This is a genomic window from Micromonospora sp. NPDC004551, from assembly GCF_040609975.1.
Lineage (GTDB): Bacteria > Actinomycetota > Actinomycetes > Mycobacteriales > Micromonosporaceae > Micromonospora.
Genome location: NZ_JBEXLM010000002.1, coordinates 157156 through 175545 on the forward strand (window position 1 = coordinate 157156; position 18390 = coordinate 175545).

General features: G+C 73.9%; 18 protein-coding genes. All 18 read left to right on the forward strand.

All coding sequences use genetic code 11. From position 1 onward, the window contains the following. Positions 1–47 precede the first annotated feature (47 nt). The 18 genes from ABZW14_RS04720 to ABZW14_RS04805 all read left to right on the forward strand — a co-directional run bounded on the left by ABZW14_RS04720 (position 48) and on the right by ABZW14_RS04805 (position 18390). Entirely contained in the window at positions 48–1610 is a 1563-nt protein-coding gene (locus ABZW14_RS04720) for a UDP-N-acetylmuramoyl-L-alanyl-D-glutamate--2,6-diaminopimelate ligase (RefSeq protein ID WP_355339803.1), read from the forward strand. Beyond that, the gene (gene murF, locus ABZW14_RS04725; RefSeq protein WP_355339806.1) at positions 1607–3004 is read left to right on the forward strand and encodes a UDP-N-acetylmuramoyl-tripeptide--D-alanyl-D-alanine ligase; all 1398 of its coding nucleotides are present in this window, start codon (positions 1607–1609) and stop codon (positions 3002–3004) included. The genes ABZW14_RS04720 and murF overlap by 4 nt, the downstream gene beginning before the upstream one ends. Next, positions 3001–4125, forward strand: a complete 1125-nt coding sequence (mraY, locus tag ABZW14_RS04730) for a phospho-N-acetylmuramoyl-pentapeptide-transferase (protein ID WP_355339809.1) — start codon at positions 3001–3003, stop codon at positions 4123–4125. Before murF ends, mraY begins: the two co-directional genes overlap by 4 nt. A 214-nt stretch (positions 4126–4339) precedes the next feature. After that, positions 4340–5782: a putative peptidoglycan glycosyltransferase FtsW gene (locus tag ABZW14_RS04735; protein ID WP_355340189.1), complete on the forward strand. Its 1443-nt coding sequence runs from the start codon at positions 4340–4342 to the stop codon at positions 5780–5782. Beyond that, the gene (gene murG / locus ABZW14_RS04740; RefSeq protein ID WP_355339812.1) at positions 5782–6888 is read left to right on the forward strand and encodes an undecaprenyldiphospho-muramoylpentapeptide beta-N-acetylglucosaminyltransferase; all 1107 of its coding nucleotides are present in this window, start codon (positions 5782–5784) and stop codon (positions 6886–6888) included. Before ABZW14_RS04735 ends, murG begins: the two co-directional genes overlap by 1 nt. Before the next feature lie 31 nt (positions 6889–6919). Next, a complete protein-coding gene (gene murC, locus ABZW14_RS04745; protein WP_355339815.1) occupies positions 6920–8401 on the forward strand; it encodes a UDP-N-acetylmuramate--L-alanine ligase in 1482 nt (493 codons plus the stop codon). Beyond that, positions 8398–9216, forward strand: a complete 819-nt coding sequence (locus ABZW14_RS04750; protein ID WP_355339818.1) for an FtsQ-type POTRA domain-containing protein — start codon at positions 8398–8400, stop codon at positions 9214–9216. The genes murC and ABZW14_RS04750 overlap by 4 nt, the downstream gene beginning before the upstream one ends. Positions 9217–9455: 239 nt before the next feature. Next, entirely contained in the window at positions 9456–10571 is a 1116-nt protein-coding gene (ftsZ, locus tag ABZW14_RS04755) for a cell division protein FtsZ (protein ID WP_355339821.1), read from the forward strand. A 9-nt stretch (positions 10572–10580) separates the two neighbouring features. Further along, positions 10581–11327, forward strand: a complete 747-nt coding sequence (locus ABZW14_RS04760) for a YggS family pyridoxal phosphate-dependent enzyme (RefSeq protein WP_355339824.1) — start codon at positions 10581–10583, stop codon at positions 11325–11327. Positions 11328–11522: 195 nt separating this feature from the next. Beyond that, entirely contained in the window at positions 11523–12218 is a 696-nt protein-coding gene (gene sepF / locus ABZW14_RS04765; RefSeq protein WP_355339827.1) for a cell division protein SepF, read from the forward strand. Between the two features lie 28 nt (positions 12219–12246). Continuing rightward, the gene (locus tag ABZW14_RS04770; protein ID WP_091268049.1) at positions 12247–12552 is read left to right on the forward strand and encodes a YggT family protein; all 306 of its coding nucleotides are present in this window, start codon (positions 12247–12249) and stop codon (positions 12550–12552) included. A gap of 41 nt (positions 12553–12593) precedes the next feature. Further along, a complete protein-coding gene (locus ABZW14_RS04775; protein ID WP_355339830.1) occupies positions 12594–13403 on the forward strand; it encodes a DivIVA domain-containing protein in 810 nt (269 codons plus the stop codon). A gap of 73 nt (positions 13404–13476) precedes the next feature. Further along, positions 13477–14298, forward strand: coding sequence for a hypothetical protein (locus ABZW14_RS04780; RefSeq protein ID WP_355340210.1), 822 nt, complete (start codon positions 13477–13479; stop codon positions 14296–14298). A gap of 11 nt (positions 14299–14309) precedes the next feature. After that, positions 14310–14609, forward strand: a complete 300-nt coding sequence (locus tag ABZW14_RS04785; RefSeq protein WP_355339833.1) for a DUF167 domain-containing protein — start codon at positions 14310–14312, stop codon at positions 14607–14609. 22 nt (positions 14610–14631) lie between these two features. Then, positions 14632–16137 carry a potassium/proton antiporter gene (locus ABZW14_RS04790; RefSeq protein WP_355339836.1) on the forward strand — a complete coding sequence of 502 codons (1506 nt, stop codon included), beginning with the start codon at positions 14632–14634 and terminating at the stop codon, positions 16135–16137. A 222-nt stretch (positions 16138–16359) separates the two neighbouring features. Then, the gene (locus tag ABZW14_RS04795; protein WP_091268039.1) at positions 16360–16779 is read left to right on the forward strand and encodes a TraR/DksA C4-type zinc finger protein; all 420 of its coding nucleotides are present in this window, start codon (positions 16360–16362) and stop codon (positions 16777–16779) included. Between the two features lie 67 nt (positions 16780–16846). Then, the gene (gene lspA / locus ABZW14_RS04800) at positions 16847–17449 is read left to right on the forward strand and encodes a signal peptidase II (protein WP_355339839.1); all 603 of its coding nucleotides are present in this window, start codon (positions 16847–16849) and stop codon (positions 17447–17449) included. Continuing rightward, entirely contained in the window at positions 17446–18390 is a 945-nt protein-coding gene (locus tag ABZW14_RS04805) for an RluA family pseudouridine synthase (RefSeq protein WP_355339842.1), read from the forward strand. Before lspA ends, ABZW14_RS04805 begins: the two co-directional genes overlap by 4 nt.

Below are 18390 nucleotides of genomic sequence, written 5' to 3' on the forward strand. Positions count from 1 at the left end.
GAGGGCGGGACATCATCGGTGAGTGGCGACGAACCACCGGGGCGGCTGTGCGGTCGGAACCGGACGACCGGGTAGGGTCTGACGCCGTGCCCGGCAATCCACGACCCACCACCGTGAATCCCGTCCGGCTCGGCGACCTCGCCGCCCGGCTGGCCGTCGCGCCGCCGGAGGGGGCCGCCGAGATGGCCGTCACCGGGGTGACCCACGCCAGCCAGGAGGTCCGCCCCGGCGACCTGTACGCGGCCCTGCCCGGTGCCCGCCGGCACGGCGCGGAGTTCGCCGCCGCGGCGGCCGGTGCGGGCGCGGTGGCCCTGCTGACCGACCCGGCCGGCGTCGCGCTGGCCGCCGGGACGGGCCTGCCCGTGCTGGTCGTCGACGACCCCCGGGCGGTGCTCGGCGAGGTGGCCGCCACCGTCTACGGCGACCCGACCACCGGGCTCACCATGATCGGCGTGACCGGCACCGCCGGCAAGACCTCCACCAGCTACCTCATTGAGTCCGGGCTGCGCGCCGCCGGGCACACCACCGGCCTGATCGGCACGGTCGAGACCCGTCTCGGCGACCTGGTGATCGACAGCGTCCGGACCACCCCCGAGGCGACCGACCTGCACGCCATGCTCGCGGTGGCCCGCGAGCGCGGGGTGGACACCGTGGTCATGGAGGTCTCCAGCCACGCCCTGGCCATGGGCCGGGTCGGCGGGGTCCGGTTCGACGTCGGCGGCTACACCAACTTCGGCTCCGACCACCTGGACTTCCACGCCGACGAGGCCGACTACTTCGCCGCCAAGGCGAAGCTCTTCGACGGGCGCTGCCGGGTCGAGGTGCTCAACCACGACGACCCGGCGCTGGAGCCGCTGCGCAAGCCCGCCACCGTGACCTACTCGGCGGCCGGCGACCCGACCGCCACCTGGTGGGCCGACGGCATCGGCGGCGAGGGCTACGCGCAGCACTTCACCCTGCACGGCCCGGGCCGGGTGACCCTGCCCACCGGTGTCGCGCTGCCCGGCCGCCACAACGTGGCCAACGCGCTGCTGGCCGTCGCCGTGCTGGTGGCCGCCGGGGTCGACCCGGTCACCGCGGCCCGCGGGGTGGCCGCCTGCGGCGGGGTGCCCGGCCGGCTGGAACTGGTCAGCGGCGACGCCCCGGTACGCGGGGTCGTGGACTACGCGCACAAGGCGAACGCCATCGAGGCGGTCCTTCTGGCGCTGCGTGACCTGACCGGCGGCCGGTTGATCTGCGTGCTGGGCGCCGGCGGCGACCGGGATCGGGGCAAGCGGCCGGTGATGGGCGCCACCGCCGCGCGGGGCGCCGACGTGGTGCTGGTGACCGACGACAACCCGCGCACCGAGGACCCGGTCACGATCCGGGCCGAGGTGCTGGCCGGCGCGTACGCGGCGGGCACCGGCGCGCGGATCATCGAGGCGCCCGGCCGGCGGGCCGCCATCGAGGAGGCGGTCCGGGTGGCGGAACCGGGGGACATCGTGGCGCTGCTGGGCAAGGGCCAGGAACGCGGCCAGGAGATCAACGGCGAGGTGCTGCCGTTCGACGACCGGGTGGAGCTGGCGGAGGCGCTGCGCGCCCGCTTCGGCGACCTGGTGGGGCAGCGATGATCCCGCTGACCCTGGCCGAGGTGGCCGCCGCGGTCGACGGCCGGCTCGTCGCCGCCGACCCGGACGCCCGGGTGACCGGCTCGGTGGAGTTCGACTCCCGCAAGGTCACCCCGGGCGGCCTTTTCGTGGCCTTCCCCGGCGAGAAGGTGGACGGGCACGACTACGCGGCCGGCGCGGTCTCCTCCGGCGCGGTGGCCGTGCTCGGCACCCGCGAGGTGCCCGGCGTGCCGATGGTGCTGGTCGGCGACGCGCTCGACGCGATGGGGCGGCTGGCCCGCGCGGTGGTCGACCGGCTGCCCGGGCTGACCGTCATCGGGCTGACCGGCTCCTCCGGCAAGACCACCACCAAGGATCTGATCGCCCAGCTCGCCGTCCGGCTCGGCCCGACGGTGGCGCCGCCCGGCTCGTTCAACAACGAGCTGGGGCACCCGTACACGGCGTTGCAGGCCGGTCCGGAGACCCGCTACCTGGTGATGGAGAAGGGCGCCCGCGGGGTGGGGCACATCCGCTACCTGTGCGACGTGGTGCCGCCGCGGATCTCCGTGGTGCTCAACGTCGGGGTGGCGCACATCGGTGAGTTCGGTTCGGTGGAGACCATCGCGCTGGCCAAGGGCGAGCTGGTCGAGGCGCTGCCCGCCGACGGGCTGGCCGTGCTCAACGCTGACGACCCGCGGGTCGACGCCATGGCGGCGCGCACCGCCGCCCGGGTGGTCCGCTACGGCGAGTCCGAGCGGGCCGACGTGCGGGCGGTCGACGTGACGCTGGACGGGCGGGGCCGCCCGTCGTACACCCTCGTCACGCCGGAGGGGAGCGCGCCGGTGCGGCTCGGGCTGACCGGCCGGCACCAGGTGTCCAATTCGCTGGCCGCCGCGGCGGTCGCCCGGGAGCTGGGCCTGCCCCTGCCCGAGCTGGCGGTGGCCCTCGGCGAGCTGGGGCTGGTCTCCACCCGCCGGATGGACGTGTTCGAGCGCCCCGACGGGGTGACCGTGATCGACGACTCGTACAACGCCAATCCGGCCTCCACCGGCGTGGCGCTGCGGGCGCTGGCGAGCATGCGGGGTACGGGGCGTACCGTCGCGGTGCTCGGTTACATGGCCGAGTTGGGCGACTTCGAACGGGAGGGGCACCAGCAGGTCGGCCGGCTCGCGGCCGAGCTGGGGATCGACCGGCTGCTCGTGGTGGGCGAGCCGGCGGCGCCGATCCACGAAGGCGCGACAGCGGTAAGCAACTGGGGAGGAGAGTCGGTGCTGCTCACCGATCAGGCGGCGGCCGTCGAGGTGCTGCGGAGCGAGCTGCGTCCGGGTGACGTGGTGCTGGTGAAGGGCTCCCGGTACCGCACCTGGGAGGTGGCCGACGCGCTGCGCGCGGACGCCGGGAAGGGTTCGGCCGCATGAGGGCGGTGATCGTCGCCATCGGGGTCGCCTTCCTGATCTCGCTCTTCTGCACCCCGATCGCGATCAAGGTGTTCACCCGGCTCAAGGCCGGCCAGCCGATCCGGGCCGAGGGCCCGGCCATGCACCAGGGCAAGAAGGGCACGCCGACGATGGGCGGCGTGGTCTTCATCCTGGCCACGGTGATCGCGTACGTCGCCGGCCACCTGGCCCTGACCACCCTGCCGGACGCGCAGATCGCCCAGGTCGAGCCGACCATCACGGCGCTGGTGCTGCTGGGGCTCATGGTGTTCTCCGGCGCGGTCGGCTTCATCGACGACTTCCTGAAGGTCCGCAAACGGCACAGCGGCGGCCTCAACAAGCGCGGGAAGCTCGCCGGCCAGATCCTGGTCGGCGCGATCTTCGGCGTGGTGGCGCTGTACTTCCCGAGCAGCATGACCGACGTCCGCGGCAACGCGACCAACACCGAGACCGTCGGCAGCACCATGCTGAGCTTCATCCGGGACATCCCGGCCCTGGAGATCGGCAAGATCGGCTCGGTGATCGTCATCGTCCTGGTGGTGATGGCGGCGACCAACGGGGTGAACCTCACCGACGGCCTCGACGGCCTGGCCACCGGCGCCTCGGTGATGGTCCTCGCCGCGTACGCGCTGATCGCGTTCTGGCAGTACCGGCACTGGTGCGCCGACCCGAACTACACCGAGGCGTACTGCTACGCGGTGCGGGACCCGCTGGAGATCGCGTTGATCGCCGGGGCGGCGGCCGGAGCCTGTGTGGGCTTCCTCTGGTGGAACACGTCGCCGGCCCGGATCTTCATGGGCGACACCGGCGCGCTGGGCCTGGGCGGCCTGATCGCCGGCATGGCGATGTCCACCCGGACCATCCTGCTGCTGCCGATCATCGGCGGCCTCTTCGTGATCGTCACGATGTCCGTGGTGATCCAGATCATCTCGTTCCGCACCACCGGCAAGCGGGTCTTCCGGATGTCCCCGCTCCAGCACCACTTCGAGCTGGCCGGCTGGAGCGAGGTCAACATCGTGGTCCGGTTCTGGATCATCGCCGGCATCGGCGTGGCCATCGCGCTGGGCCTGTTCTACAGCGAGTTCCTGGCCGCGGTGAGCTGATCCGCTGCCGCTGCGTCACGGCGGGATCCCTGGGCGTTACCAGGGGTCCCGCCGTTTTCCGTTCCGACACGCCGACCGGGCGGTTGCGCCACGGGCGGGCGGGTCGAGCCGCCATGATGGGCGGGTGGGGGAGGGAAGAGACACCGAGGGCGCGACCGACACGCAGGCCCGGCGGACGCCCGCGGCGACCCGCCCGGCCGACCCGCCCGGGCCGCTGCTCGGCCTGGACGCGGCCGGCGGGCTGGCCGCGCTGCGCGGCCTGCTGGCCCGGCCGCTGGCCTCCTACTACCTGCTGCTCTCCAGCGCCGGCCTGCTGCTGCTGATCGGTCTCACCATGGTCTTCTCGGCCACCAGCGTGAAGGACTTCGCCGAGGAGGGGGACGCCACCGCGTCCCTGGTCAAGCAGACGATCTTCGCGGTGATCGGGATCGTCGCCTTCTGGGCGTGCCAGCGGCTGCCCGCCCGGACGTTCCGGGCGGTGTCCCGGCCCTTCCTCGGGGTGGCCGTGGCGCTCCTGCTGGTCCTCAACCTGCTGGTGGCGCTGGAGGCGCTTTTCCGGGTGAAGTCGATCGGCCCGCTCAAGGCCGAGCTGCTCTGGCTCTACCTCGGTCCGATCTCGGTGCAGCCGGTCGAGGTGGCCAAGTTCGCGCTGGTGCTCTGGGGCGCGCACGTGCTGGCCCGCAAGGGCGCCGCGCTCGGGTGGTGGCGGGAGCTGGCCACCCCGCTCTTCCCGGTGGTCGGCCTGCTCTTCGTGCTGGTCGGCTACAACGACCTGGGCAGCATGCTCTGCCTGCTCGCGCTGGTGGTCGGGATGCTCTGGGCCGCCGGTGTGCGGAAGCGGGTCTTCGCCACCCTCTCCGCGATCGGTCTGGCCGGGATCGGCCTGCTGGTCGCCGCCGCATCCCTCGGCGCCGGATCCGGGTCGCGGGACGCCGACAACTACCGGCTCGGGCGGCTCACCATGTGGCTCGACCCGCCCGACCCGAAGACCTGCTTCGAGCTGGAGCTGCCCAACTGCTACCAGCTCGTCCAGGCCCGCTACGCGGTGGAGAACGGCGGCTGGTTCGGCGTCGGGCTGGGCCGGAGCAGTTTCAAGTACGGCTGGCTGCCCGAGGCGCACAACGACTTCATCTTCGCCATCATCGCCGAGGAGCTGGGTGTGGTCGGCTGCTCGGTGGTGCTGGTGCTGTTCGCCGTGCTGGCGTACAGCGGGCTGCGGATCGCCCGGCGGGTGGAGGACCCGTTCCGCCGGCTCGCCGCCGCCGGGGTCACCGCCTGGCTGGTCGGCCAGGCCGTGATCAACATCGGCGGGGTCACCGGGCTGCTGCCGCTCACCGGCGTACCCCTGCCGTTCATCTCCGACGGCGGCAGCGCCCTCGTGGTGACCCTGGCCGCGATCGGGATGCTCGCCTCCTTCGCCCGTGCCGAGCCCGACGCGGCCCGGGCCCTGCATGCCCGTCCGCCGGCCCGGTGGGTCCGACTAGTGTGGGCCCCGTTGCCGCCGCTTCCCGGCCGGCGCCGCCGACCGGCGTCGCCACCGGCGGACCGAGGGTCCGTGCCCCGGTCCCGCTCGCGGCGGCAGGACGACCAGGCCGCGGCCCGCGGCGCCCGGTCCGACCGGGCGCGTGCCGGCACGGCGAGCGAGAGGAGACGCTGATGGGTCCGCTGCGTTCGGTGGTGCTTTGCGGAGGCGGCACGGGTGGGCACATCTACCCGTTGCTCGCGTTCGCCGACTGCCTGCGCCGTCACGACCCGAGCGTCCGGATCACCTGTCTCGGCACACCCAAGGGGCTGGAGAACGAGCTGATCCCGCCGGCCGGCTACGACCTGCGCCAGATCCCGGCCTACCAGCTGCCCCGCTCGGTCAACATGAGCCTGGTGCGCACCCCGGACCGGATGTGGAAGGCCGCCCGCGCAGCGGGCAAGGTGCTCGACGAGGTGCGCGCCGACGTCGTGATCGGCTTCGGCGGGTACGTCTCGGTTCCCGGTTACCTGGCCGCGTGGCGGCGCGAGCTGCCCATCGTCATCCACGAGGTGAACGTGCCGCCGGGCGTGGCCAACCGGCTCGGCATGAAGTTCACGAAGAACGTCGCCGTCGGCTTCCCGCACCAGCCGGCGCAGGCCGAGTCGCTGCGCGACGCCCGGGTGGTCGGTGTGCCGCTGCGCCGGGGCATCGCCGGGCTGGACCGGGCCGCCGTGCGCAACGCCGCCCGCGCCCACTTCGGACTCCGCCCCGACCTGCCGGTGCTCTTCGTGGCCGGCGGCTCGCAGGGCGCCCGCTCGATCAACCTGGCGGTCTCCGGGGCGGCCAAGGAGCTGGCCCGCAACGGCGTGCAGGTGCTGCACGTGATCGGCGCCCGCAACGAGCCGGTCTCCGTCCCCAGCGACCTGCCGGTGCCCTACGTGACCCTGCCCTACCTGTCCGAGATGGAGCTGGGCTACGCGGCCGCCGACCTGATGCTGGGCCGGGGCGGCGCGATGACCTGCGCCGAGGTGGCCGCGATCGGCCTGCCCACCGTCTACGTGCCGTACCCGCACAGCAACCAGGAGCAGAAGCGCAACGCGCTGCCCGTGGTGGAGGCCGGCGGCGGGCTGCTCGTCGATGACGCCGAGGTGACCCCGGCCTGGGTGGAGCGCACGGTGGTCCCGCTGATCCGGGACCCGCAGCGACTCGCCGCGATGGGCACCGCCGCGGCCGCGTACGGCCGTCGCGACGGCGACGTCGCCCTGCTGAACTTCGTCTATGAGGCGGTGTCCCGCTGATGCGGGCCGCCGCGACCGGAAGGTACGTCGCATGAACACCGCGCAGTTCACCCCCGCCGGCACGATGACCGCGGAGGACCTGGGCCGGATCCACCTCATCGGGGTGGGTGGCGTCGGCATGAGCGGCCTGGCCCGGCTCTTCCTCACCCGGGGCCTGCCGGTCTCCGGCAGCGAGCTGCGGGAGTGGCCGTCCCTGGCCGGCCTGCGGGCGCTCGGCGGCACCATCCACATGAGCCACGAGGCGGCCAACCTCGACGGCGTGGACACGGTCGTCTACTCGTCGGCCATCCCGCAGGACCACCTGGAGATGGTCGAGGCGCGCCGGCGCGGCCTGCGGGTGCTGCACCGCTCCGAGGCCCTCGCCGCCGCGATGACCGGCCGCCGCACCGTGGCGGTCGCGGGCACTCACGGTAAGACCACCACCACCTCGATGGTCACCATGGTGCTCCAGCAGGCCGGCACCGACCCGTCCTTCGTGATCGGTGGCGAGATCTCCGAGGTCGGCTCCGGCGCCCACCACGGCACCGGCGAACACTTCGTGGTCGAGGCGGACGAGAGCGACCGGTCCTTCCTCATCTACCGGCCGTACGTGTCGATCATCACGAACATCGAGGCGGACCACCTCAACACCTACGGCGACCTGGCCAACCTGGAGGCGACCTTCGCCGAGTTCGCCCGGCTGACCGACCCCGAGGGGTTCATCGTCACCTGCGCCGACGACCCGGGCGGGCGGCGGCTGGCCGAGACGCTGCGGGCCGAGGGGCGCCGGGTCTGGACGTACGGCGAGTCCGCCGACGCCGACCTGAAGCTGAGCGGGATGGCCTCCTCCGCCCAGGGCGTGCGCTACCTGGCCGAGATCGAGGGCCGGTCGCTGGGCGAGATCCGGCTCCCGGTGCCGGGGCGGCACATGGGGCTGAACAGCGCCTCCGCGGTGCTCGCCGCGTACCTGCTGGAGCTGCCCATCACGGCGGCGGAGGCCGCGCTCGGCGCGTTCCCCGGCGTGCGGCGGCGGTTCGAGCGCAAGGGTGTCGCCGACGGCGTGCTGGTCTACGACGAGTACGCCTACCACCCGACCTCGATGACGCTGGCCCTGCAGACGCTGCGCGAGGTGGCCGGTGAGGGCCGGCTCATCGTGGTCTTCCAGCCCTACCGGCTCTACCGCACCCGCGACCTCCAGGCGGAGATCGCCGCCGCGCTCGGCATCGCCGACGAGCTGGTGCTGCTGGAGGTGTTCGGCCCCGGTGAGCTGCGCCAGCCCGGCGAGGGCTCGGCCGCGCTGCTGTCGGTGGTGCCGCTGCCGGCCGACCGGAAGGTCTTCGTCGAGGCGTGGGACGACGTGCCGGCCGAGGTGGCCCGCCGGGCCCGGCCCGGCGACGTGGTGGTGACCATGGGCGCACCGCCGATCTCGCTGATGGGCGACCAGCTGCTCGACGCCCTGCTGGCCCGCACCGGCGGCACCACGGCGATCGGCACCGGCGTCGACCCGGACGGCGCGGCCGCCACGGCCGGATGAGTCCCGGCCCGGCCCGCGGCCGCACCCCCGGCCAGGACGGCGGGGCCGGCCGGCGCAACCCGGCCCGGCGGTGGCAGCTGGTCCGGGCCGGCGCGGACGCCGTACCTCCGTCCACCCGGCGCTTCATGGCCCGGGCCCGGCAGCGGCGGATGCGCGCCGCGCTGCCCTGGGCGGTCACCGTCGCCGTGCTGGCGATCGCCGGGCTGGTCGCCTGGACCGTGCTGGGCACCGGCCTGTTCGGCGTCCGGGAGGTGCGGGTGGTCGGCGCGACGCTGGTCACCCCGGTCGAGGTGCGCGACGCCGCGGCCGTGCCCGACGAGGCGCCGCTGGCCCGGGTGGATCTGGCCGCGACCGCCCGCCGGGTCGGCACGCTCGCCCCGGTGGAGCGGGCCACGGTGGAGCGGGACTGGCCCGGTGCCCTGGTGATCCGCGTGGTGGAGCGCACTCCCGCGGCCGCGGTGCCGCAGGGCGAGCGCTGGGCGGTCGTCGACCGGTCCGGCGTGGTCTTCCAGAGCCTGGACCAGGCCCCCGCCGGGCTGCCGGTCGTCCGGGTCGGCCGGCCGGCGCCCGACGACCCCGGCACCCGGGCCGGGCTGGACGTGCTGGCCGCGCTCAGCCCGAAGCTGCGTGCCGAGCTGGTCGCGGTGGACGTGGCCGGGCTGGCCCGGATCACCCTGCTGCTGCGCGACGACCGGAAGGTGGTCTGGGGCGACGCGACCCGCAGCCCGGACAAGTCCAAGGTGGCCACCGCCCTGCTCGGTCGGAAGGCCGACACGATCGACGTCAGCGCACCGGACGTGGTCACCTTCCAGTGATCCGCCGGCCGGCCGACGTGAGCCGTCCCGCTCCGCGGGCGACACGCCGGAAAGGTCCTTGGCTCAGCGCGCGGCGGCGCATACGTTGCCCCGAAGAGATCAGTGGTTGACATCGCTCTAAGCCTCTAGTAGAGGGTGAGGGTTTCAGCCGTCGGAACAGCTGGGAAATGCTCCGCCGCTGGTCTGGCACAAGCCGTGTGGGGTCGGCCCATGCCAATCTCGAAGGGAAAGGACCGGAGATGACACCTCCGCACAACTACCTGGCGGTCATCAAGGTCGTCGGCATCGGGGGCGGCGGCGTGAACGCCGTCAACCGGATGATCGAGGTTGGACTCAAGGGCGTCGAGTTCATCGCGATCAACACCGATGCGCAGGCGCTGCTGATGAGCGACGCCGACGTGAAGCTCGACGTCGGCCGGGAGTTGACCCGCGGGCTGGGCGCCGGCGCCAATCCCGACGTGGGCAAGAACGCCGCCGAGGACCACCGCGACGAGATCGAGGAGGTGCTCAAGGGCGCCGACATGGTCTTCGTGACCTGCGGCGAGGGCGGCGGCACCGGCACCGGCGGCGCGCCGGTCGTGGCCAACATCGCCCGCAAGCTCGGCGCGCTCACCATCGGCGTGGTCACCCGGCCGTTCTCCTTCGAGGGCAAGCGCCGCCAGGTGCAGGCCGAGGCCGGCATCGAGGAGCTGCGCAACCAGTGCGACACGCTCATCGTGATCCCGAACGACCGCCTGCTCGCCCTCGGCGACCGGAACATCTCCATGATGGACGCCTTCCGCACCGCGGACCAGGTGCTCCTCTCCGGTGTCCAGGGCATCACCGACCTGATCACCACGCCGGGTCTCATCAACCTCGACTTCGCCGACGTGAAGAGCGTGATGAGCGGCGCCGGCAGCGCACTCATGGGCATCGGCAGCGCCCGCGGTGAGAACCGCGCCGTGGAGGCGGCCGAGGCGGCCATCTCCAGCCCGCTGCTGGAGCAGAGCATGGACGGCGCGCGGGGCGTGCTGCTCTCCATCGCCGGCGGCTCCGACCTGGGCCTGTTCGAGATCAACGACGCGGCGCAGCTGGTCACCGACGCGGCCCACCCGGAGGCCAACATCATCTTCGGTGCGGTCATCGACGACGCGCTCGGCGACGAGGTGCGGGTGACCGTGATCGCGGCGGGATTCGACGGTGGCATGCCGGCGTACAAGGCGGCGGACGCGCCCCGCAAGAGCAACCAGAACCAGCCGGCGCCGGTGAACCCGCCGGTCACGCCGCCGGCCACCGTGCCGCCGCCGCAGCAGTCGCCGCGCCGGGTGCTGTTCGACGACGTCGACGTCCCGGACTTCCTCAAGAACGGGTCCTGAGCCGCGCCGATGACCGATTCACCGACCACGGTGCGACCCGACCGTCGCGCCGAGCTCGCGGCCGGCCTCGCCCGGGTCCGGGCCCGCATCGCCGACGCCTGCGCGGCGGCCGGCCGGGACCGGGGCGAGGTCACGCTGGTCGCGGTGACCAAGACCTACCCGGCCGCCGACGTGGTCGCGCTGGCCGGGCTCGGGGTGACCGACGTGGGGGAGAACCGCGACCAGGAGGCGGCACCGAAGGCCGCCGAGGCGGCTGCCGCCGGTGCCGTGCCGCGCTGGCACTTCATCGGCCAGCTCCAGCGCAACAAGGCCCGCTCGGTGGTCCGCTACGCCGACGTGGTCCAGTCGGTCGACAGCGTGCGGCTGGCCGCCGCCCTGGACGGCGCGGCGGCTGCCGCCCGGGACCGGCCGCTGGACGTGCTGGTGCAGGTGAGCGTCGACGGCGATCCGGCCCGCGGCGGGGCGCTGCCGGACGCGGCCGACCCGGACCGGGGACTCGGTCCGGTGGCCGCGGCGGTGGCCGGGGCCGGGGCGTTGCGGCTCGCCGGTCTCATGGCGGTCGCCCCGCTGGGTTGGGAGCCGGAGCGGGCGTTCGCCCGGCTGGCCGAGGTGGCGGCGCGATTCTGCGCCGAGCATCCCGGTGCGACGGTCCTCTCCGCGGGAATGAGCGGCGATCTGGAAATCGCGATCGGGTACGGCGCGACACATGTCCGCGTCGGCAGCGCGTTGCTCGGAATGCGCCCCACGCTGCGGTAGCCTGACCGCGAAAGAAGCAAATTACATCAGTGTTGTTCAGGAACGGCGTTCCCGTAGCCGGGGGCCAATGGCGGGCGGACCGCGAATCGCTCGCCAGGGGATTGCCGATCCGGTCCGGTGGGCATCGTTGTCCACTCGTGATCAAGCGACACGGCACGGGGGCGCGTGCCGCACGGCGGACGGAAGGGCGCGGGGATGGGTGCACTGCGCAAGGCGGGGGTCTGGCTCGGTCTCGTCGAGGAAGACGATGAGCGGGCGTACGAGGACGGTGGCTACGACAAGGGTGGCTACCGCGAGTCGCGCTACCGGTCGAGCCGCTACTCCGAGGAGTTCGCCGACGACGAGGACGACGAGTCCGAGGAGCCGCCGGCGACCCGGGTCCGAGCCGGCGACCGCGGCCGGCTGAGCGAGCGGGCGTCGAGCCGCGCCGTCGAGACCGACCGTGCCGAGGTGGAGCGGCCGGAGCGGACCGAGCGGTCCAGCGTCCGGTCGATCACCCGCTCCGGCGCGGGCGAGACCTCCGGGGCGCTGACCTACCACACCCGGGACAACCTCGCCCTGGCGCCGCAGGCCCAGCCGCGCGAGCGGGCGGTGGTGCCCGAGGACGAGCAGCGCTACCAGATCACCACGCTGCACCCGACCACCTACCGCGAGGCGCGCACCATCGGTGAGCACTTCCGCGACGGCGTGCCGGTGATCATCAACCTCACCGAGATGGACGAGGCGGACGCCCGCCGGCTGGTCGACTTCGCTGCCGGGCTCGCGTTCGGCCTGCGCGGTACGATCGAGCGCGTGACCAACCGGGTGTTCCTGCTCTCACCGGCCAACGTCCAGGTCACCGCGGAGGACAAGGCCAAGATCGCTGAGGGCGGCTTTTTCAGCCTGAGCTAGCCCGCACGACCGAGGGACGTCGCCTGCCGTGTTGTCGATCCTGTTCCAGGTGCTCTATTTGCTCCTGTATTTCTTCCTGCTTGTGCTGTTGGCCCGATTTGTCCTGGGCGCCGTTCTGGCCTATGGTCGCCGCTGGCAACCGGGCCGTGGAGCATCGGCAGGATTGGAAGTCGTGTGGAGCGTCACTGATCCGCCCCTGCGCGCGTTGAGGCGTGTGATCCCACCACTGCGAATTGGTACCGTGAGCATCGACCTGGCCTCCCTTGTGCTCCTGGTTATCCTGTTCGTGCTGATGGAGTTCGTGTTTAGGCGCCTGATCCTGGCCTTTGCCTGACCAGAGCGCTTTCGCGGCCGCAACTGACCCGAGGAGTTTCGATGCCGCTGACCCCGGCCGACGTCCACAACGTCGCCTTCAAAAAGCCGCCGATCGGCAAGCGGGGGTATGACGAGGAGGAGGTCGACGCCTTCCTGGACGAGGTCGAGCGCGAGCTTGCCCGTCTGATCGAGGAGAACAACGAGCTGCGCGCCCAGGTGGAGCGCGGCGGTCGCGGCGGTGCTCCCGCCGGCCCCGGCGGCGACGCCCGGCTCGCCGCGGAGCTCAACGACGTCAAGGCCCAGCTCGACCGGGTGCAGCGCGACAAGGCGGCCGCCGAGCAGGCGGCCCGGGCGATGCAGGCCGAGCTGGAGCAGGTCCGCGCCCAGGGTGGCCCGGCGGCCTCCGCCGCCGACGGCGAGCAGCAGGCGCTGCGGGTGCTCATGATGGCCCAGCGCACCGCCGACGACCACGTGTCCGACGCCCGGCGCGAGGCCGACCAGCTGCTCTCCGAGGCCCGCTCCAAGGCCGAGGAGGTCACCCGCGAGGCCCGCGCCAAGGCCGACGCCCTGGAGCGGGACGCCCGCCAGCGGCACCAGGAGGCCATGGGCGGCCTGGACGCCAAGCGCACCGCGCTGCAGAAGCACATCGAGGAGCTCAAGCAGTTCGAGCGCGAGTACCGCACCCGTCTCAAGGCCTACCTGGAGAGCCAGCTGCGTGACCTCGACGGTCGCGGCCAGGGCCTGGAGGTCGAGATGAACCGCGAGGGCGGCAACCGTGCCGCCGGGGGCGGCAGCAACGGCCTCGCCACCGCCGGCCTCGCCGGCTCCTACGGCGGCGGCCGCGCGGGCTCGCTCGAGTCCGGCCGCTGATCCCGCCGTCGGTGGCCGTCCCCGCGACGGCCACCGACCGCACAGACCGACACGACGCGGCCGGGGGTGAGCCGTGATAGCAGCCAGCATCCCGCTCATCCTCGTCGCAGTCGTGCTCCTGGTGGCCGGGTTGGCCGGTGGGTCCAGCCCGCTGCTGATCACCTCGATCGCGACCAGCCTGCTGGCCGCCGTCGCCCTCGTGGCGGGCACCCGCCAGGCGGCCGCCGCCCGGGCAGCCGCGGGCCGGGAGACCGGGCCGCGCGGCCGGACCGCGCCGACCGGCCCGTCCCACGACGGGCCGGAGAACGCGGTCCCGTACCACGCGTCGACGGACGGCACCGGTGACCCCGGGTGGCGGCAACCACCCGGGACGCCGGTGGCCGAACCGTCCGACCCGCCGGTCGCCACGTTCGACCCGCCCGGCGAGCCCTACTCGCCGGCCGGGCCCTATTCGCCGGCCGAGCAGGTCTACCCGCCGGCCGAGCCCTACCCGCAGGCCGAGCCCTACCCGGCGGGGGAGCCCTACTCGCCGCCCGCTCCGCGCGGCCCGTCCCGCGCCGAGGCGGCGTTCGACACGCCGCCCCCCACGTCACCTGCCCCTACCTCGCCCGCGCCCACGTCACCCGCGCCGACCTCACCCGCGCCGGACGGCCCGTTCGAGGGTGAGCCGCCCGCCGAGTTCCTCACCGACGGGGAGGTCGCCCGGCTGGTCCGGCTCGACGGCGAGGTCCGGGTGGTCGACGGCCACCCCCGCTTCCACCTGCCCAGCTGCCCGCAACTCGTGGGCCGGGCCGACGAGCCGCTGCCGGTGGCCGAGGCGGTCGGGCTGGGCTTCACCCCGTGCGGCCGCTGCGCACCGGCCACCACGCTGCTCGCCGAGACGCGGCCGCGCTGATCATGGTGGCCATGGACGAGACGCTCACCGTCGCCGTACGCGTGAAGCCCGGCGCCTCGCGTGCCCGGGTCGGCGGCCGTTTCGACGGGCCGCACGGGCCGGCCCTGATCGTCGCGGTGAACGCGCCCGCGGTCGACGGCCGGGCCACCGAGGCGGCCCGTCGTGCCCTGGCCGACGCGCTCGGCGTCCGGCCGGCGGCGGTGTCCCTGCGGGCCGGCGCGGCCAGCCGGGACAAGCTCTTCCTGGTCGCGCACCCGGCGCCCGGGGTCCCCGACGTGCTCCGGCGGCTCCGCGACGGATCGGCCGGGTGAGGACCCTCCGGACCGGCCGCGGATGACGCCCGGGCTCGACGTCGCGCTGCTGGTCGGCGCTGCCGTCCTGCTGGTCGCGGTGGGCGCGGTGCGGTTCTCCACCCGGCTCGGCGTGCCGAGTCTCCTGGCCTACCTGGCGCTCGGGGTCGCCATCGGCGAGGCCGGCCTGGGCATCCGCTTCGACGACGTCGAGCTGACCCGGGTGCTCGGCTTCTGCGCGCTCATCGTGATCATCGCCGAGGGCGGGCTGAGCGCCCGGTGGAGCACCCTGCGGCCGGTGCTCGGCCTGGCCGCCGCGCTCTCCACGGTCGGCGTGGCGGTCAGCATCCTGGTCGTCGGCGTCGTGGTGCACCTGCTGCTCGGCCTGGACTGGCGGCTGGCGCTGCTCTACGGCGCGGTGCTCTCCTCCACCGACGCGGCGGCCGTGTTCGCCACCCTGCGCCGGCTGCGCCTGCCGCCCCGGCTGGTGGCCACCCTGGAGGCCGAGTCCGGGATCAACGACGCCCCGGTCGTCATCCTGGTGCTGCTGCTGTCCCGCGCCGGGGTGGAGGCCGCCCACCCGTGGTGGTACGAGGTGTTCCTGGTCGGCTACGAGCTGGGCGTCGGCGCGGCGGTCGGGGTGGTCGCCGGGATCACCGGCCGGTACGCGCTGCGCCGGGCCGCCCTGCCGTCGGCCGGCCTCTACCCGATCGCGGTGGTCGGCTTCACGGTGCTGGCGTACGCGGCCGGCTCCGTGCTGCACGCCTCGGGCTTCCTCGCCGTCTACGTGGCCGGCGTGCTGCTCGGCAACGCCCGGCTGCCGCACCGCCAGGCCATCCTGGGCTTCGCCGACGGGCTGGCCTGGCTGGCCCAGATCGGCCTGTTCGTGCTGCTCGGCCTGCTGGTCTCACCGGGCCGGCTGAGCGCGGCGGTGCTGCCGGCGGTGGTCACCGGGCTGGCCCTGCTGCTGCTCGCCCGGCCGCTGTCGGTGGCGGTCTCCGCGCTGCCGTTCCGGTTCCGGCTGCGCGAGCAGCTGTTCCTCTCCTGGGCCGGGCTTCGCGGCGCGGTGCCGATCGTGCTCGCCACGATCCCGCTCTCGCTGCGGGTGCCGGGCGCCGACCGGCTCTTCGACGCGGTCTTCGTCCTGGTGGTGATCTTCACGCTGCTCCAGGCCGGGACGCTGGCGCCGGCAGCCCGCCGGCTCAGGGTGACCGCGCCGGCCGAGGCCGCGGAGATCCTGCTGGAGACGGCCCCGCTGGAGCGGATGCGGGCCGACCTGCTCCAGCTGGAGGTGCCGCCGGGCTCCCGGCTGGGCGGGGTGCACGTGGACGAGCTGCGGCTGCCGGTGGGCGCCTCGGTGACGCTCGTGCTGCGGGACGGGGTGGGCTTCGTGCCCGGCCCGGACACCCGGCTGAAGGTCGGGGACAGCCTGCTCATCGTGGCCACCGCCGAGGTGCGGGACGAGGCGGAGCGGCGGCTGCGGGCGGTGAGCCGCCGGGGCCGCCTGGCGCGGTGGTTTGGCGAGTACGGCGAGGACCGGACCGGCTGATCTGCTAGCGTTCCCTTTGCCCCGATTGGTGGCTGTTCGGGGCTGAAACGCGGTGCGACGGTGCGGCACGTTGTCGGACGCCTGTACGTTCCGTATTCTTGCCACCCTCCGGAGTGCGCGGCCCCGTTGCCGCGCGCCCGTTCTGTACAGGGGGGACGCCGTCACCGGCGACCCCCGCCCAGGCACGTTGACCGCCGCGGCACGCGGCTGAGGGAGCTGACGATGGCGAAGCCAGCCGACACCAGGACCGCCGGCCGCAAGCCGGTGGCGAAGGCCACCCGCAGCGCCGCGGAGACCGAGAAGATCCGGGCCGCCCTGGCGGCACGGCGGGACGAGCTCAACGCCGAGTACGATCAGACGCTGAGCGAGATCACCGAGCTGCAGCGCGACCGGCTGACCGACTCGGCCGGGGACGACCAGGCCGACACGGGCACCAAGACGTTCGAGCGCGAGCAGGAGATCTCACTCGCCAACAGCATCAAGGAACGGATCACGCAGGTCGAGCGCGCGCTGGAGCGGCTCGACGAGGGTGGCTACGGCTGGTGTGAGCGGTGCGGCAACCCGATCCCGGTGGAGCGGCTCGCCGCCTTCCCGTCGGCCACCCTCTGCGTGAGCTGCAAGCAGCTGGAGGAGCGGCGCTGACGTCCGTTCCCCGGCGGCCGAACGGCAGACGGTGACCGCCACCGTCGCGAGCGTCGATGGGGAGCAGATGACCGCAGCACCGCCCGCCGGGTCCGGCACCGCCGAGTCGGGCACCGGCACGCCCCGCCGCAAGGCGGCCGGCCTGCTGCTCGGCGTGGCCCTGGCCTCGCTCGTCGCCGACCTGGTCACCAAGCAGCTCGCGCTCTCCGAGCTGACCGGGCGGGGGCCGGTGTCGCTGCTCGGCGGCGCCGTCTACCTCAGCCTGACCCGCAACAGCGGCGCCGCGTGGAGCATCGGCTCCGACCACACCTGGGTCTTCCCGCTGATCACCATCGGCGTGATCGCCTGGATCGCCTGGATGACGCTGCGGCTGCGGTCGCTGCCCTGGGCCGTGTCGCTCGGGCTGGTGCTGGGCGGGGCGCTGGGCAACCTCACCGACCGGATCTTCCGGGCCCCCGGGCACTTCGTCGGCCACGTGGTCGACATGGTCAGCCTCTTCGACCCGTACGGGCAGGTCTGGCCGGTGTTCAACCTGGCCGACAGCTCGCTGGTCTGCGGCGTGCTGCTGGCCGTGTTCCTGGAGCTGACCGGCCGGCAGCGGGACGGCTCCCGGGCCACCGGCGAGCGGTCGAGCGACGAGACCCCCGCCGCGCAGCGGGAGCGCGCGTGACCTCCGCCTTCGCCGCCGGCGGCGACCATCGCTCCCTGCCCGTCCCGGACGGGCTCGACGGCATGCGGCTGGACCAGGCCGTCTCCCGGCTCTTCGGGCTGTCCCGCACCGCCGCGGCGGCGCTGGTCGACGCCGGGGACGCGCTGGTCGACGGCGCGGTCCGGCCCAACTCGCACAAGGTCAAGGCGGGCTCCTGGCTGGAGGTCACGCTGCCCGCGCCGGCCGCCCCGCTGACCGTGGTGCCGCAGGCCGTGCCCGGCCTCACCGTGGTGCACGCCGACGACGACATCGTGGTGGTGGACAAGCCGGTCGGTGTGGCCGCCCACCCCAGCCCCGGCTGGACCGGCCCGACCGTGATCGGCGGGCTCGCCGGCATCGGCCACCGGATCTCCACGAGCGGCGCCGCCGAGCGGCAGGGCGTGGTGCACCGGCTCGACGTGGGCACCACCGGGATCATGGTGGTGGCCAAGAGCGAGCAGGCGTACACCGCGTTGAAGCGGGCGTTCAAGTACCGCGAGGTGGAGAAGCGCTACCACGCCGTGGTGCAGGGCCATCCGGACCCGCTGCGCGGCACCATCGACGCGCCGATCGACCGGCACCCGCACCACGACTACCGCTGGGCGGTGGTCTCCGGCGGCAAGCCGAGCATCACCCACTACGACACGCTCGAGGCGTTCCCCTCGGCCAGCCTGCTCGACGTGCGGCTGGAGACCGGGCGTACCCACCAGATCCGGGTGCACTTCTCGACGCTGCGGCACCCCTGCGTGGGCGACCTCACCTACGGCGCCGATCCGACCCTGTCCGCCCGGCTCGGGCTGAGCCGCCAGTGGCTGCACGCCCGCTCGCTGAGCTTCGCGCACCCGCGCACGGGCGACGAGGTCACCTTCGTCAGCGACTACCCGGACGATCTCGCCCGGGCGCTGGAGATCCTCCGCGACTGA

Excerpts from the sequence above, each read along its gene's own strand:
- ABZW14_RS04750 (WP_355339818.1), top strand. The coding sequence starts at position 8,398 with ATGAGTCCCGGCCCGGCCCGCGGCCGCACCCCCGGCCAGGACGGCGGG.
- murG (WP_355339812.1), top strand. The coding sequence starts at position 5,782 with ATGGGTCCGCTGCGTTCGGTGGTGCTTTGCGGAGGCGGCACGGGTGGG.
- ftsZ (WP_355339821.1), top strand. The coding sequence starts at position 9,456 with ATGACACCTCCGCACAACTACCTGGCGGTCATCAAGGTCGTCGGCATC.
- ABZW14_RS04790 (WP_355339836.1), top strand. The coding sequence starts at position 14,632 with ATGACGCCCGGGCTCGACGTCGCGCTGCTGGTCGGCGCTGCCGTCCTG.
- mraY (WP_355339809.1), top strand. The coding sequence starts at position 3,001 with ATGAGGGCGGTGATCGTCGCCATCGGGGTCGCCTTCCTGATCTCGCTC.
- ABZW14_RS04785 (WP_355339833.1), top strand. The coding sequence starts at position 14,310 with ATGGACGAGACGCTCACCGTCGCCGTACGCGTGAAGCCCGGCGCCTCG.
- murF (WP_355339806.1), top strand. The coding sequence starts at position 1,607 with ATGATCCCGCTGACCCTGGCCGAGGTGGCCGCCGCGGTCGACGGCCGG.
- ABZW14_RS04760 (WP_355339824.1), top strand. The coding sequence starts at position 10,581 with ATGACCGATTCACCGACCACGGTGCGACCCGACCGTCGCGCCGAGCTC.
- ABZW14_RS04795 (WP_091268039.1), top strand. The coding sequence starts at position 16,360 with ATGGCGAAGCCAGCCGACACCAGGACCGCCGGCCGCAAGCCGGTGGCG.
- murC (WP_355339815.1), top strand. The coding sequence starts at position 6,920 with ATGAACACCGCGCAGTTCACCCCCGCCGGCACGATGACCGCGGAGGAC.
- ABZW14_RS04775 (WP_355339830.1), top strand. The coding sequence starts at position 12,594 with ATGCCGCTGACCCCGGCCGACGTCCACAACGTCGCCTTCAAAAAGCCG.
- sepF (WP_355339827.1), top strand. The coding sequence starts at position 11,523 with ATGGGTGCACTGCGCAAGGCGGGGGTCTGGCTCGGTCTCGTCGAGGAA.
- lspA (WP_355339839.1), top strand. The coding sequence starts at position 16,847 with ATGACCGCAGCACCGCCCGCCGGGTCCGGCACCGCCGAGTCGGGCACC.